The sequence below is a fragment of the Serratia sp. TSA_130.1 genome, assembly GCF_052691795.1.
The window spans coordinates 40201-55762 of the sequence record NZ_JBQZFS010000004.1 but is presented as its reverse complement, the minus strand read 5'-3'; the positions used below and the strand labels follow the sequence as shown (position 1 = coordinate 55762).

The window sequence follows — 15562 nt, the reverse complement described above, 5'->3', positions numbered from 1 at the left end:
CACTATGATGAGGCATCTCCTTCTGATTGCTGAGTTTATGATGCGGATCTTTTGGCTATCGGTCATGTGTGTTAATGGCGTTATTCTCCCCCTGCGGTTGGCAGGGAGGCGGCGCTGAAATGCGGGCTTTTTATCTGCTTTGCGTGAGCCGGGCGGGTCTGTGTCTGGGCACCATGATGTTCGCCGGCGCGCTGCCGACCATCAGGAGCGAGTGGCAGCTCGACGCCGCTTCCGCCGGCACGGTGCAGACGGTGTTCAGCCTGACCAACGCCCTGGCGTTGCTGGTGGCCTCCTGGTGGTGTGATTCGTTGGGCGCCCGCCGGGTTTATCTGCTGTTCTCCTGGCTGGGCGCCGCTGCGTTGATGCTGTTCGCCGTATTTGCCCATTCTTATCTCAGCGCGTTGGTGTTGATGGCCTTCGTCGGTTTGACGCAGGGCGGGGCTTATACACCGGCGCTGCTGTTGGCGATGGGGATGAACGGTCCGGCGCGGCGCGGTTATGCCATCGGCATGGTGCTGGCGGCCGGTTCGTTGGGGTATTTTCTGTCGGTTTTCATCGCCGGTTGGAGCGCCATGCGCTGGGGCGCCGGCGTGGCGTTTTCTCTGTGCGCCGCCGGTGCGTTACTGGGAGCGCTGGCGGGATCGTTGGCCCTGGTCGGTTATCGGGAACCGCAGCCGCGCATGCTGGGGAGGAAGACGAAACGTGAGAGCTATGCTATCACCTATGCGACCCTGCTGTTGCTGATTGGGTATATCGCCCACAGCTGGGAACTGCTCGGCAACTGGGCCTGGGCGCCCAGCCTGGTCAGCGAGGCGTTGAGCGGTTTCTCTCTGGATCCGCTCAGCGCCGGATTGATCGTCGCGGCGGTGATCCACCTGGCCGGCATGATCGCCACGCTGATTGTCGGCACCGTTTCCGACTATTTCAATCGCGCGTCGGTGCTGATGTTTATGGGCGCCGCCGGCGCATTGGGTTCGCTGCTGATGGGAGGGTCGGCGAACTGGGGGCCGGGCTGGACGCTGCTGCTCGTCAGCATCGGCAGTTTCTTTATTCTCGGCGACTCCGGCGTGCTGTCGGCCGCGATGGCGGACAACGTACCGCCGCAACAGCTCGGCAGCGTGATGGGCTGGCGATCGTTGCTGGGGTTCGGCATCGGTTCGTTCGCCCCTTTCTCCTTTGGCGTGGTGATGGATACCACCCACAGTTGGGGCGCGTCTTATGCCGTATTGGCCTGCGGCGGCGGGGTAGCCTGTCTGGCGGCCTGCTTGCTTTGGCGACAACATTTGAAATGAGGTACGGACATCATTAAATGAATGGAACATCATCACGCATTGTTATCGTGGGCGCCGGGATTGTCGGGGCATCGATCGCCTATCATCTCGCGCGTCAGGGGCAGCGCGTTATCGTCGTTGAGCAGGCGCATCCCGCGGCGGGGGCCACAGGCAGCTCGTTCGGCTGGATCAGCGAAGGTGTGCCAGAGGGCGCTCCCGACGCGTTTCTGCGGCGCGAGATCGTGGCTGACTGGGTGCGGCTGACGCAGGAGATCCCGGAATTGTGGGTGAATTGGTCCGGCGCGCTCAGCTATGGTCAGGCGCCGGCGACGCAAAACCCCGACAATCGGCGTCTGTCCTCCGCCGAGGTGATGGCGCTGGAGCCGGCGCTCGGGCTGCCCGATAGCCAGGCCTATTTTGCGGCGCGCGATGGCGCGGTCGATCCGCAAGAAGTGACACAGCGGCTGCTCGAACGGGTGGGCGCGTTGGGCGGCGAGTTGCTTCTGGGACGTGCGGTCAGCGGATTTCTGCGCGAGGTCGGTGGTCAGATAACCGGCATCGTTACCGAGGAGGGCGCGATCGCCGCCGAACGGGTAGTGCTCGCCTGCGGTACGGGGATCTCGGCGCTGCTGGACGGCAGCGAATTCTCGTTGTCGATCGAGGCGTCGCCGGCAATTTTGTTGCGCTATCACGCGGCGGCGCAGGCGGTGAACACGCTGATTGCGGGCGACGACATCGAAGTGCGTCATGCGCAAAATGGCGATCTGCTCGCGGCGGAGGATTATCCTGCGGGCGGCGATGTCAAACGCGTGGAAGAGGACGCGCGATCGGCGATTCAAAACCGCCTGCACGGCTCGGCGCCATTGCAACTGCAGGCGTGTTCGGTGGGGCTGCGCCCCAGGCCGCGCGACGGTTATCCCATCCTCGGGCCGCTGGGCGCCACCTGTCTCTATGTGGCGGTGATGCATCCGGCCGTGATGTGCGCTCCGACGTTGGGTCGGCTGGTCAGCGACGAGCTGTTGCACGGCGTTAATCCCGCCATTCCTCACGGTTACCGCCCGGCGCGATTTATTGATGATGGGGGTGAAGGGGGGGATATCATCGCGATTGCCGGTCGGTTCGCGCTGGATACCGCGCAGCCGCCGCTCAGTCTTTATCCCTATGCGCCGGTTTATAAGATAGGGGAGCACGTCCTGAAGCGCACCCGTCCGACGTCGGGCGAAGCCCAGGCGCTGGCGGCGTATCTCACCGCGTTGCGTCGTCAGGGCGTTGACGTCGTGGCGCCGACGGCCTGTCCGCAAGAGATAGCGGGCAGTATGTGGGTGGTTTATCCCTTTGTGGCGGGAGAAAAATATGCGGGCCGCGATGAGCAGATTATCGCGGCGGGCAGGCTGTTGGGAAGGATCCACGCGTTATCTTCGGCAAACAATAACGCCGGGCTGGCGGTTTATGACGAGTATGCACTGACTGAAGACGATATCTCGGCGGATCTGGCCGAGATCGCCAGTCATGCGGCAAGCCAGGGGCTGACGCTCGACATCGAGGCGCTAAAAACGCGTATGCTGCAGATTGCCGGGCGGCAGACGGCGCTTAGCGCACGGGATCTCCCTTGCGTGGAAACGCCCTATGACTTTAAAGCCGATAATCTGATTTATGTCGCGCAGGATAGGCCAGTGCTGATCGACCCCGATAACGCGCTGTTTTTGCCGCGCGTGTTCGATCTGGCTCTGGTCCTGCTGCTGTTCCACAACGCGCTGGACTCGGCGCCCGACCGCGTGTTCACCGTACGGGAATGGCGGCTGTTTTTGACGGGGTACGGTGAGTCTGTCGCGTTGACGGCCGGCGAAGTGCAAAGCTGGCATCAGGCGGTAGAGCATCTGTTTCTCGACGAAGTCCTGTGGCTGATGGCGGACTTTGCCGATGGCTGGCGCGATCCTCGGCAAACGGCGCTGTTCTTCTCTCTGATCGGGCTGCTGGATAATCTTTCCGACTACGGATTAACACCGTAATGCGCTCAACGTTACAGTGGTTTTTTGCGCCGTTGGCGAGGCTCTTATATATTTATTAGCATGCCTGAGGCAGGTTAGGCATGAAGCGGTGGCCGTACAGGCCGCTGCAAGCACGACAGTTAATCCGTTCGCCAAGAGGCTGCGAGACGGTGCTTTCGGTAGGGACAGCCGCCAAACGTTTTTACGGCGACCGAAGGCAGAGCAGCTACTCACAGGTCACGAGGACACTTACCATGCATAAGAGAACACTGGCGTCACTGCATTACGAAAACATGCCTTACGATGGGGTGCGCTTTCATATTTTGAAACGGGAGACGCCGGGCCATACGGCGTTGCTGAAGCTGGATGCGGGCAGCCGACAACCGGCGCGTTTTCATCCGGGATGGGTGAAACTGATGGTGCTGAGCGGTGAACTGAAGGTTGACGATCAGACGCTGCAACCTCATGAGATGTTAATCATTCCTGCCAATACCGCCTATACGGTAGAGGCCATAACGGAAGTGATTTGTCTGGCGATTTCCGAGCTGGACGGCGCCGAACTGGCCCGTTGACGTATTGACAAGAAGGGATAGCGGAGAGCCTAGGCGCTCTCCCTATCCCTTCAGCATTGAGCCGCCCCCCAGGCTAAGCTACCTGCTGACTAGGCATAAACCTCCTGATTCAATCCACCGCGCTTTCCCTTTCCATCACTTTCGGCCTCCGTCGCCCCCGCAACGTTGCCGCCATTGTGCAGCGCATGCACAATGTCATCGCCCCGTTACCACGCAGAACGATGAAATGTGGGTGTCATAGTGAGTTTATTCGCATAAGGCCCCTGGTGTGGCTTGCGAGAACGTCACTATATGGAGGATCATGCGGCCTCTCTATCAAATAAAAGACATTCGCGTTATCAAAAGGGACAAACGACCATGGGATTCGAAGTCGACAACGCCGAAACGAAACGCATCAACCTCAGCAGCCACGAGAATTCCTCGTTCGAGGTGACAGGGCTGGTGAAACACTATCCGGCAGGCTTTGTCGTTCCTTTCCACTCGCATAAACGTTGCCATTTGCTCTATTCGCAACAGGGAGTGATGGCGGTCGAGGCGGGCAGCGGGCGTTGGATCGTGCCGCCAACCACCGCAGTCTGGCTGCGGCCGGGGGTGGAGCATCAACTGGTCATGCAGAGCAATATCTGCGTTTACGGGATTTTTGTCGATGAATTCACCGCCGCGCGGTTGCCGTTGCGCGACGGCGTTTTGCAGGTGTCACCGCTGCTGCGGGAGCTGATCGCCCAACTGGCGACGCTGGCACCCGAGGGCGAGGAAACCAAACGCCACGCGCTGCTCAGAGCGCTGTTCCTCGAGGAACTGAGCCTGCAGCCACAGCTGGCGCTGCATCTCCCTTGGCCGATGGAAGCGAGAATGGCCGCCATTTGCCGGCAGTTGGTCATCACGCCGGCCGACGATCGCGGCATTGAGATCTGGGCGGATTCACTGTCGATCAGCGCGAAAACCTTCCAGCGTCACTTTACTCAACAAACCGGCATCACCTTTGGCCAGTGGAAACAGCGTCTGCGGCTGCTGTCGTCCATTCCGCTGCTGTTGGCCGGCCACTCCATCATACACGCCGCTTTCGAAAGCGGTTATGAGAGCCACAGCGCCTATTCGGTGGCGTTTAAAAAACTGTTTGGCGTTTCGCCTTCGCGCTTTACGCTATAGCCGTATTGCAGAGCGCGCTTCTCCTATAGATTGAAGCAACCTAATGACGTATAAAGCAAAGCAGTCAACCTCCGAGGCCGCTTCCCGTGATAAAAATTGTCGTGTACCTGATTATCGCCGTGACGATCGCCATTATTGCGGCAAGAGTCATCTTTCGTTTGCCGGATATTTCCCAACGTTCACCGCAGGCGGCATTGCCGGCGGATCCTGCCGCGCTATTGCCGGCGCGGGCCGCCGAACAGATGGCGGCACACCCCGGCCTGAGCGGCGTGGTGCCGCTGGTCAGCGGCCACGATGCGTTCGCCAGCCGCCTGGCGTTGGCGCGGATGGCGGAAAGGTCGATCGATGCCCAGTACTATATCTGGCATAACGACACCTCCGGGCAGATCCTGCTGAAAACCCTGTATGACGCGGCCCAACGCGGCGTGCGTGTGCGGCTGCTGCTGGACGATAACGGCGTCGCCATGGATGAGACGCTGGCGGCGCTGAACGCGCAGAAAAACGTCGAGATCCGTCTGTTCAACCCGTCTACCGTGCGTACGCCGAAGCTGGCCGGTTACGCCTTCGACTTTATGCGCATGAACCGGCGCATGCATAACAAGTCCTACATCGTCGACGGCGCCGTGGCGATCATCGGCGGCCGCAACATTGGCGATGAGTATTTCCAGGTCGGCGACGAGAACTATTTCCTCGATCTCGACGTGTTGAGCGTCGGCAGCGTGGTGGCGGAGACCGCCGATGTCTTCGATCGCTACTGGAACAGCGCCTCGGTATTCGGCGTTGAGCAAATTATCCGGGGCCAGGGCAACCTCTCGGCATTCCTGACGCAGGCCGCCGCAACCGAAACCAGCGAGCGCGCCCGTAAATTGGCGGTGCAGCTGGAAACCAGTGCGGTGCGCTTTCGTGATGGCGCCGTGCAGCCGGAATTCACCCAGGTAGAGCTGGTGGCCGACGATCCGGCGAAGGGATTGGGCAAAGCGTCGCGCGATCGCTTGATGGTGACGCAGCTGGGCAAGATCATCGGCGGCGTCAGCCGGCAATTGGATCTGGTCTCCGCCTATTTCGTGCCGGGGCGGGAAGGGGCAACCTTCTTTGAATCGCTTGCCAAGCAGGGAAAATCCATCCGCGTACTGACCAACGCGATGAACACCACCGACGTGCTGGTGGTCCACGCCGGCTACGCCAAATACCGGCGTGAGCTGCTGCAGGCGGGCGTCGAGCTGTTCGAGCTGAAGCTGCGCGCCGGGCAACCGACGGGGCGCAAGGAACTCAAGCCGCTGGGGCTGTCCGGTGCGGCGCTGCATGCTAAAACCTTCGCCATCGATGACAAACGGGTGTTTATCGGCTCGTTCAATTTCGATCCGCGCTCGGCGCACCTGAACTGCGAAATGGGATTCTTGATCGATAGCCCGTCGCTGGCGGCCGACACCCGCCAACTGTTTGATGGCCCGCTCGAATACGCCGCCTATCGGCCGGTATTGACACCCGAAGGCAAAATGGTGTGGAAAGAAGCCTTCGAAGACGGCCACACCCAGGTGCACCAGCAAGAACCCGGCGCCGGCTGGGTAAAACGCATCGTTCTTACCGTGGCCGGCTGGCTGCCTATCGAGTGGATGCTGTAACGCCGGCGAAGGCTGTCGCCACCCGGTGTAACAGCCGTTGCAAGGGAACCTCGCCCGCGATGATTGCGATGAGGCGCGCATCCTCAAACAGGGCGAGGGAGGGCGCGGACTTGATGCCGAACGCAGGGGCGACCGTCGGCGCCTGCGCGACGTCAATGCGGCCGAAGGCGATCTCGTTGGCGTGACGGTGCAGCTGTTCGACGATCCCCTGCATATTCTGACAAGGGCGGCACCAGGAGGCGGAAAAGTAGAGGATGGCCCGCTGCCCCTCGGGTTTGTCTGCGTCATAGAGGAAACGGGTCACCTCATGGGGCTCTGCCAGGTTCGTGATCGTCATGGCAGGCTCCTGACGATCTCTATCCCCATCCAAATCATCGTGACGATTTGCGTGAAAAAGAAAGCGAAGCGCCAGGTGGCGACTTTCTCCGTCTGCTCGAAACCGATGTGAACCAGACTCTGCGCCATGCGCGCGCCGAGCAGGACCAGAGACAAGACATTCAGCGTCGTGCTTTCCACCTGAAATGCGGCTATCGCTACAACGAGGGCGGTATAAACCGGCAAATTTTCAATGCAGTTACGATGCGCCGCAATGGCGCGCTGGTAGCCATCGCTGCCCTGCGGTTTATTCGCTTGCCATTCGCTGACCGTGGCGCGGCCGGTTAAAATTCGGGACCAGCGATAAACGCCGACGGTGCCGAATAGAATCAATAATGTCCAGCCGGCAAACGCCAGCAGTACCAGGGTTGGCATATTCATAACGCATTCTCACTTGTGTTGGGAAAGAGCCTGCGGCCTCAGGGAGAGCCGCTCGGCTTGAATACAAGGCTATATTAGAATTATATAAATTAGCAATGACTAATTTAATGGATGCTAATGTAATGCTGTGCCGGCGCCTGAAAGCCGCTATAATGCGGCTGAATGATGACGGGGCCGTGATTGACCATGAATGCAAAAGCTAAGCAGGATCCCTTTTTGAATGAAGGGGCGATTGAGGCCGCCAGGCTGTTGAAAGCGATAGGCAACGAACACCGTTTGCTGGTGCTTTGCCTGCTATTGAAACACGATGAGATTGCCGTGGGGGAGCTTCAACAGTTGGTGCCGCTCAGCCAATCGGCGCTGTCGCAGCACCTGGCGAAAATGCGCAATGAAGGTCTGGTAACGTACCGACGCGAAGCGCAAACCCTGTTTTACCGTATCGATAACCCAAACGTGGCGAAAGTGATCGCCACGCTCAGAGAGATTTACGCGCCGAAGTGAGGGGGCCGGCGATCGCCGCTTTGACGCCGGCGAAGTGCGTCGGGACTAGCGCACTTCTCGCGTTGCGGCCAACAAGGCTTGTAACGAAGGCGCTTCGACCAGATTCTCGATGCAGGCCATCAGTTTTCGCGCATTGAGGCGTAATCCCTCACTGGGTGATTGCGCACAGCAGTGAAGAAATTTCTCACGAATATCCTGCATGTCGGCCGGATTCTCCGGCCAGCCGCGGCCGAACTCGGCCTCGAGCCGCAGCGTATCACCCTGCTCCGGCGTGATGTGTAGTTCGAAGCGGTCAAACCTATCGAAGGCATGTTGTTCATGAACTTCGATACGCTGCGCCAGAGCAACGACCGTAGGTTCTGTCGCTGAAGCCGCGCTGAATTCACGTGCGCTGGCCTGGCCGCGCAGCAGCGCATTGGCGATGATGTAACGCGCGCTGAACTGCGCATCGATTTCGGCCGTTTTCTGCGGCTCGTATGGCGCGCCGCAGACCATGCGCATGGTCGGCGAGGCATGCAGAGTGATCTTCGCCCGTGCGGGATCGGACAACTGCCGATGCGGGCCGTCGTTCAACAGCGCTTCGGTCAGCGCCAGCAGAATGCTGCAGTGCGGGTAGAGTTTGAAACAGGTCGCTTCTTCACCCAGAAAGGCGGAGCCCAATTGGTGGGTCAGCAATCCCAGGTCGGGTTCGCCCGGGGCATAGAGATTGAAAAATCCGTTCTCGCCGCTCAGGACGCGTTTAGGGCCACTTATTCCAGCCTGCGCCATTAAAACCGCTTCCAGCGCATGGCGAGCCACCAATCCCTGGCTGATACGTACCGCCAGCGTCTTGTCCTGATAGTGTTGGAAGGTGCCGATGCCAAAATCGAAAGCCAGGCCGATAGCGTCGGTAAAGGCGTGCAGGTCCAGGCGCAACAGGCGGGCGGCGATCGCTGCGCCGGAAAATAGGCCGAGGATGTTCGAGTCGAATCCGCGGTAGAAAAAGCCGTTCGCCTGCGCGGCGAGGTTGATGCGTTGAGCGAAGTCTTGCCCAACGGCCAACGCAGCCAAGGTGTCGAGGCCGGAAGCGCCCGACAGTTCCGCAGCCGCCAAGGCCACAGGAATATCCGAGGAGCTGGGGTGCCAGCCAGGAGAAAGCACGTCGCAATAATCGAGCGCGCGAGCGCGTACGGCGTTGACAAACGCCGCCTGCGGCGCGGCGAGCCGCTCTTCGCTGCCGATAATGCTGGCTTCGGCGTTGCCGCTCCAGCGTCTGGCCAGCGACAGCGCCGCGTCAACGCCGCTTTGATCGTAGCCGGCGGCGAGACAGCCAAGATTATCCATGAGCCGTTTACACTGGAATGCCAGGACGGCGGGGGGAATCATGCACGCATCTACCTGCGAAGCGAAAGCGATCAATTCTTCGATCGGGTCGACCGATAATTTTGTCATGTTCATTCCTCGTTCAGTCGTTCAGGTGACTTGTTCAGCACGGCGTTTCCGGCCTGAGGATGCAGACGGAAACGCGGATGCAGCATGATCAGCAGCCACACGGTCATCACGATGCTGAGTAATCCGGCACACAGCATGGCGATCCCGAAACCATCGGCGAAGGCGCTGTGCGTCAGCGCTTGCATGCGGCTCGTGCTCAATGCATCAACGGCCGTTTGCTGTTGTTCGATGACCGCCGTCCGGGCGATTGCGGCGGCCTGTTCCACGCCTTGCGTTTGCAAAGCCGCAGTCAAGGTGGTCACCGCTTTCATGCTCATCAGCGTGCCCAGCAAGGCGATGCCCAGCGTCATGCCGGTTTGTCGCAGCGCGTTCATCGTTGCCGACGCCATCCCGGAACGTTGCGGCGCAACGGTGCGCATCACCAAGGCGCTTGTCGCCGGCATGGACAGCCCCATGCCGAAACCGAGCAGGGCCAAATAGAGCGCCACCAGAGCGTAAGGCGAATCGGCGTGCAGCTGCGTCAGCAACAGCAGGGCAACGCCCATCAGGCCATAACCGACGATCATCAGCGAGTTCACGCTCAGTTTGGCGGACAGGCGGCCAAAACCGGAAGCGGCCAGCGCCATGGCGAGAAATTCCGGCGCCATGCGCCAACCGGTGTCGGCGGGGCTCCAGCCCTGGGCCTGTTGCAGAAATAGCGAGACGAAGAAGACGCTGCTGTAAGCGGAAAAACCGAGTACAAAAGAGGCGAGGTTATAGCCGCTAAAATCGGCGTTGCGAAACAGGCTCAGCTGCAGCAAGGGGCGTTTGACCCGCGTTTCCACCCAGAGAAACAGCGCCAACAGCGCCAGGGCGGCGTACAACGGAAAACGCGATTGCACACTGTGCCAACCGAATTCTCCGGCGGCAATCAGCCCGTAGGTCAGCGCGCCAAGCCACAAGATGCTCAACCCTTGCCCCAGCGGGTCAAGCGCAGCGTGCTCAGGATGCGAGCTTTCTCGCAGCCCCCAACCGCCCAATATCAACGCGACGATCCCGACCGGAATGTTGATCCAGAATATGCCTGGCCAACCGGTGGTATGCACCAGCAAGCCGCCCAAAACCGGGCCAATCACCAGCGAAAGGGCATTGACCGAAGACCAGATCCCGATCGCGCGGGTGCGCAACTGCTCCTCCGGAAAAGCATGAGTCAATAACGACAATGCCCCAGGGATAACGGCTGCGCCGGCGATCCCTTGTATTACCCGGCCCGTCAGCAGCATGCCGAGAGAGGAGGCGAATGCGCAAACGATCGAACCGACGGTAAACAATGCAACGCCGTACAGCCAAATACGCTTACGGCCAAATCTGTCGCCCAGCGGACCGGAGGAAAGGATTAACGCGGAAAGGCAAAGGGCATAGGCGTCAACGACCCACTGCAGGCCCGACATGTCGGTTTGCAGCGATTCCAGCATCGTGGGCAGCGCCACATTGACAATGCTGATATCAAGCGACGCCATAAATGTACCCAGACAGATGGCGGCAACGAGCGAAATCCTGCGCATACCGGACATAGTGGGGCTCCTTATTGAGATGGGGGGTGAAAGTGAAAACTATTCTCATCCTATATTATGACTGACCGTCGGTCAATGGAGCGTAAATATTGATTTCACTGAGATAGGCCGGCTGGTCAATGGCAACAACATTGGTTACGATGGCCGCTGGACTCCTAGTGGATGTTGATATGAAGACAAAAGAGAAGATGAAAGAAACACAGCCTCGAACCAAACCGGCGGAAGTGCGCTTGGATGAATTGATGGATGCGGCGCAGAAGCTGTTTATCGAAAAAGGGTTTGAAGCGACCACCATCAGCGATATCGTCCGCGACGCCAACGTCGCCAAAGGGACCTTCTACCACTATTTTCCGTCCAAAAATGAAATGTTGTCCGCTTTACGTATACGTTTCACCAATCACTTTATCGAGAAAATTCAGCTGGCTATCGATGAATGCGCGCCGGATGACTGGTTGGCGCGTCTGAGAGCCTGGTGTGATGCCGGCGTGGCGACCTATTTTGAAGGCATGGAACTGCACGATGCGTTGTATCACGATCATCATTATCATACCCGAGGCAATCAGGATCGTGATGCCGTGCTGGAGCAGATCCTGACGATTTTAAACGATGGCGCAGCGGCGGGCGCCTGGCGTCTGGAGAATCCGCATCTGACCGCCATCTTGATGTATCACGGCATGCATGGTGCCGTGGATGACGTCATGGTCAACCCCGACGCCGACCGCCAAGGGCTGGGGCCTGCGCTGGCGCAGGAATTCATGCGTTTGCTGGGATGTCGCTGATCGTTTACGGCGCCGCCTTGAGCGACACCCAGTAACCGGGCTGATACGGAATGGGAAGAAATCGGGCGAAGAGTTCAGCAAAAGTCGCTTCGGGATCAACGCCGGCAAACAGCGACGGATGGAACCAAGTGGCCAGACGTTCGATCGCGACGAAATTAAAAGGGTGATCGTAAAACGGGTGCCAAATGGCGTACGCCTGTCCGTTCTTTGCCGCGGCCAGGGTGCGATAAGCCGGGCGTCGCATCAATTTTTCCAGCCGCGTTTTTGCCAGCGTCAAATCTGCGCCTGGCCCAAGGTTGATCCAGTCACCGTGGGGCGAGTAATGACTCCAGTTACTGCCGGTCACGACGATTTTATCGGGCCGGGAAGCGATCACCGTTTCCTGACTCAATGCGCCGTAAACGCCGTGAATATGCGTCTGAGCCAAATTGAATCCTCCTGCGCTATCCACCATCTCGCCGTAGTTGCCATTGCCCCAAGACAGGCAGCAATCCTCGTATAATCCGGCGGCGCGCTCCATCATTATGCGTGGGCGCGGCGGAGCCCGTTTCATCAGCGTGTCGCGGATCGTATCGAGATGACGCTGGCGGAAGCGAATCAGGCTATGTGCACTTTGCGGATTATCAAACAGCTGCCCCATGATGGCGATGCTTCTGGCGCTGTTGTTCATCAGGCCGATGCTCATATCGACAAACACCACGGGGATGTTCGCCGCCGTAAGCTTAGCCATCAGGCCGCTCGTTTCCAGCACAGAACGCGTATTCGCGTTGAGCAACATGGCTTCGGGCCGCAAGGCGATCAACCTTTCCAGATCGAATTGCATTTGCTGCACGCCGGCGAAGGCCGGCAGCTTGGCCAGTTCGGGAAAATAGCGCAGATACAGCCGGTAGCTGTCCAGGTCGGCGGTGCGGAAATTGTCTCGCCAACCCACCAGTTTTTCCATCGGCGCGCGTGGGTTGAGCGCCGCAACGGTATAAAACAGGTTGCCTTCCGCCAGGAAAATACGCCGCAGAGGATAGCGTAAAGTCACCGTACGCCCGACGATATCGGTCACGATCTGTGTATCAGCCTGGGCGCGCAGAGAGCGTGAAGGCGAAGAAAGTGCCAGCAAAGCGGCCACCTGAAGAAAACGTCGTCTGTGCATCAGAAATACCAGCTTATCGAACCGATGATGCGGCGTTCGATGCCGATGCTGCAGTAAGGCGCACTGGTGCAACTGGCGATGTAAGATTTGTTGGTCAGGTTGTTGACCGTCAATCCCAGCTCCAGATTATACAGACGAGGATCCCAGGCACCCGGCGTATAGCGAACGGTCATATCGCCGAGCCAAACGGCGGGCACTTTGAAGGTGTTGGCGCCATCTCCCCAACTGGCCCCCAGGTAGCGGGTACCGCCACCGATCAGCAGCCCCTGCAGCGGCCCTTTAGTAAAGCGATAGTCCAGCCACATCGAGCCGGTCTGCGCCGGAACCCCCACCGGATGTTTCCCCTGCGTGCTATCGTTAGCCTCAGTCACGACGTTGTTGACCCAGGCATAGGACAGCATCAGATTAAGGTTATCGGTCACCGCCGCCCGTGATTCCAGCTCCACGCCGCGAGAACGCACTTCACCCGTTTGGGTGTAATAACTGGGATTAAGGGGATCGATGGTGTTCACATCGCGCTGCGTCAGTTGGTAGACCGCCAGGCTGGTCATCGTTGCGCTGCCGGGTGGCTGCAGTTTCATCCCCATCTCATACTGAGTGGAATGGGTTGGCTTGAACGGCGTGCCTTGAGCGTTTGTGCCGGTCAACGGATCGAAGGCGGTAGAGACGCTGGCCCACGGCGCCAGGCCATTGTCGAACGGGTAGCTCAACCCGGCGCGATAGCTCCAGGCTGCGTCATTGGTTTGCGTTTGAGTATGGGCCAGATTGTCACTGGTACGCATGCGTGACCAGTCATGACGGCCGCCCAACAACAAATGCCATCCGCGCCAGCTGGCTTCGTCCTGTCCGTATAAGCCCGTGCGCTGGAAGCGTTGCGTTGTCGACGTGCGTGAAACCGGGATAGGTTCGAATGAAGGGCGGTACTGTTCGGACCAGGGATCAAACGTCACGGTTTGCGATCCCCACCAGTCTTTATCCAATTTACCGGCCTGAAAGTCGATCCCGGCCAATCCCTGATGGACGATGGCGCCGGTAACGAGTGTCGTCTCGGTCTGGTTATCCATCACGATGCTGTCCGCCTGACTCGGTGCGTCCTGATAAACCGCCGTCAAAAGTCCCTCGTCCGGCGTGATGGCGCGCGTAAAATCGCGCCGCACCGTCGAGTCTACGTGGGAATAGCGCAGGTTTTGCTTTAGGCGCCAGCGATCGTTCAATTCGAATTCAAGCAGCGAGGTCATATCGTATTGCGTACGGCTCGAGTGCTCGTGCGCGGGATCGCTGTAATTTCTATCGGTATCTATCTTGCCGTGCGGATTGGGCAACAGCCCCAAAACCTGGGCGGGAAGGGTGTTGTAATAGCCTGATTGGGGTTCGCGAAGATAGTGAGCCAACACGGTCCAGCGCGTGCGATCATTGGGTTGCCAGGTGATTGCGGGCGCCAGAAAGAGGCGCTTTTGCCTGGTGTCTTCGATCTGCGAACCGCGCGTGGCCGCCAGGCCATCGAAGCGGTACACCCACCGTTCGTCATCGGTCAGCGCGCCGGTGGAATCGAGGCTGAGGGCGTGCGAGCGGTCATTGCCGACATCCCATTTAAGCTGATTCGACTCGGCGGTGGAAGGGCGTCGGGAAATCATATTAATTACGCCGCCGGCGCCCCCCTGGCCGTATAACGAGGATGAAGGGCCATGCAAGACTTCAACGCTTTGCACTCCCCAGGTTTCAATTTGCGGTCCCCAAATGCCGGTATTGCCGATGACGCGCAATCCATCCAGGTAGTAGTCGGCCTCAAAACCGCGCATTTTGGCGAAGTCCACGCCGCTGGAAAAGGCGCCGAAACGTTCCACGGCAACGCCGGCGCTGTAGCGCAACGCCTGGCTAACCGTGTCGGCCGACTGCACGTCCATTTGCTGGCGATTGACCACCGAGACAAATTGCGGCACGTCGACCAACGGTGACCGGGTTTTGGTCGCCACCGTCGCTTGCTGTGCGGCATAACCCAGTGGGGCATTGTCTGAGGAGGAACCCTCTGCGACCACCCAGATCGACTCTTCATCGGCCGCCAGGGTCAGGCAGGGCATCATGCCCAGCAATAACGGGCAAAGATAAGCCTTCCGCAGGCGAAATCCGTTGAATTTATTCAAAAAAAATCCCTCTTTAAGTAAGAGTCTCGCTGCGAGGGCGGGAGTCTGGTCATCTCAGGCAAGCGTTAAAATACTCATTGACCGACTGACGGTCAATATGAATAATTATCAATACCATTTAACGATTGGATAACATTATGAAGACTCTGGATGATTTGTTGGCGCTGTTGGCTGAGGTGGGGGTACCTGAAGATGTGCTGCAAGAGGCGGATGGCAGCTGGCAGTTGCGTCAAGATTTAGCACTCAGTTCGGCGGAAACGGTGGCATTGCAAGCCCTGCTGAAAGCCCGCTGTGTTAACGCGCCATCGCTGTGGGGAGGGCGAGACTATTCATTAGAACAGCTTATTTCTGAAATGTCATAAGCAAGTATAAAAAAAGTATTATTTATAATGTGTTGTTTATAAAGGAGATTAAAACGACATGATAGGGGTGAAACATAAGATCTACAAATAATTAACGCCAAGGTAATTGACTGACGGTCGGTCATGGTGTTTGATGTCGGCCAGAAAATGAAGTGTTTTTGAGTCCGTTTTGCTTTTCATTCTGAGCCAATACAGAAGTGATGGCGCCGCCTGACCGAGGTGCCGAAAGCTGTTTGTTTAACGAATTGTGATTGAGAAAGATAACAGTCAAACAGTGAGTTAACTCATTATGG

Annotated in this window: 14 protein-coding genes; 8 read left to right on the top strand and 6 right to left on the bottom strand. The window is 58.6% G+C overall.

Translation table 11 applies throughout. The features are described 5' to 3' along the window. Positions 1-119: 119 nt before the first annotated feature. The 5 genes from ACUTQY_RS15885 (at position 120) to ACUTQY_RS15865 (ending at position 6602) form a co-directional block, all read left to right on the top strand. On the top strand, positions 120-1292 hold the full coding sequence (locus ACUTQY_RS15885) for an MFS transporter (RefSeq protein WP_232092961.1): 1173 nt from the start codon (positions 120-122) through the stop codon (positions 1290-1292). A 17-nt stretch (positions 1293-1309) separates the two neighbouring features. Then, a complete protein-coding gene (locus ACUTQY_RS15880; protein WP_342188366.1) occupies positions 1310-3280 on the top strand; it encodes an FAD-dependent oxidoreductase in 1971 nt (656 codons plus the stop codon). Positions 3281-3513: 233 nt separating this feature from the next. Next, the gene (locus ACUTQY_RS15875; protein ID WP_033643078.1) at positions 3514-3831 is read left to right on the top strand and encodes a cupin domain-containing protein; all 318 of its coding nucleotides are present in this window, start codon (positions 3514-3516) and stop codon (positions 3829-3831) included. A 357-nt stretch (positions 3832-4188) separates the two neighbouring features. Beyond that, entirely contained in the window at positions 4189-4980 is a 792-nt protein-coding gene (locus tag ACUTQY_RS15870) for an AraC family transcriptional regulator (RefSeq protein ID WP_033643079.1), read from the top strand. A gap of 86 nt (positions 4981-5066) precedes the next feature. Continuing rightward, positions 5067-6602, top strand: a complete 1536-nt coding sequence (locus ACUTQY_RS15865; protein WP_046687049.1) for a phospholipase D family protein — start codon at positions 5067-5069, stop codon at positions 6600-6602. On the opposite strand, the gene ACUTQY_RS15860 is transcribed toward ACUTQY_RS15865, so the two are convergent. Both ACUTQY_RS15860 and ACUTQY_RS15855 read right to left on the bottom strand, forming a co-directional pair. Then, positions 6583-6939 carry a thioredoxin family protein gene (locus ACUTQY_RS15860; protein WP_046687050.1) on the bottom strand — a complete coding sequence of 119 codons (357 nt, stop codon included), beginning with the start codon at positions 6937-6939 and terminating at the stop codon, positions 6583-6585. The two genes, ACUTQY_RS15865 and ACUTQY_RS15860, sit on opposite strands and share 20 nt — an antisense overlap. After that, on the bottom strand, positions 6936-7358 hold the full coding sequence (locus ACUTQY_RS15855; protein ID WP_033650398.1) for an MAPEG family protein: 423 nt from the start codon (positions 7356-7358) through the stop codon (positions 6936-6938). Before ACUTQY_RS15855 ends, ACUTQY_RS15860 begins: the two co-directional genes overlap by 4 nt. 186 nt (positions 7359-7544) lie before the next feature. Here ACUTQY_RS15855 and ACUTQY_RS15850 point away from each other — a divergent pair, with 186 nt between their 5' ends. Next, positions 7545-7859, top strand: a complete 315-nt coding sequence (locus ACUTQY_RS15850; RefSeq protein WP_042784504.1) for an ArsR/SmtB family transcription factor — start codon at positions 7545-7547, stop codon at positions 7857-7859. 45 nt (positions 7860-7904) lie between these two features. Here ACUTQY_RS15850 and ACUTQY_RS15845 read toward each other — a convergent pair whose 3' ends face one another. Beyond that, the gene (locus ACUTQY_RS15845) at positions 7905-9290 is read right to left on the bottom strand and encodes an MmgE/PrpD family protein (protein ID WP_033650510.1); all 1386 of its coding nucleotides are present in this window, start codon (positions 9288-9290) and stop codon (positions 7905-7907) included. Positions 9291-9292: 2 nt separating this feature from the next. Next, complete coding sequence (locus tag ACUTQY_RS15840) at positions 9293-10834, bottom strand: MFS transporter (RefSeq protein WP_342188388.1); 1542 nt, start codon at positions 10832-10834, stop codon at positions 9293-9295. A 179-nt stretch (positions 10835-11013) separates the two neighbouring features. Between ACUTQY_RS15840 and ACUTQY_RS15835 the strand changes: the two genes are divergently transcribed. Beyond that, complete coding sequence (locus ACUTQY_RS15835) at positions 11014-11622, top strand: TetR/AcrR family transcriptional regulator (RefSeq protein ID WP_033643085.1); 609 nt, start codon at positions 11014-11016, stop codon at positions 11620-11622. Positions 11623-11626: 4 nt separating this feature from the next. On the opposite strand, the gene ACUTQY_RS15830 is transcribed toward ACUTQY_RS15835, so the two are convergent. Further along, positions 11627-12766: an ABC transporter substrate-binding protein gene (locus ACUTQY_RS15830; RefSeq protein WP_071845143.1), complete on the bottom strand. Its 1140-nt coding sequence runs from the start codon at positions 12764-12766 to the stop codon at positions 11627-11629. Continuing rightward, positions 12766-14907: a TonB-dependent siderophore receptor gene (locus ACUTQY_RS15825; RefSeq protein WP_052752691.1), complete on the bottom strand. Its 2142-nt coding sequence runs from the start codon at positions 14905-14907 to the stop codon at positions 12766-12768. The genes ACUTQY_RS15830 and ACUTQY_RS15825 overlap by 1 nt, the downstream gene beginning before the upstream one ends. A 137-nt stretch (positions 14908-15044) precedes the next feature. On the opposite strand from ACUTQY_RS15825, the gene ACUTQY_RS15820 reads away from it, so the two are divergent. Then, a complete protein-coding gene (locus tag ACUTQY_RS15820) occupies positions 15045-15269 on the top strand; it encodes a hypothetical protein (protein WP_033643087.1) in 225 nt (74 codons plus the stop codon). Positions 15270-15562: the final 293 nt, after the last annotated feature.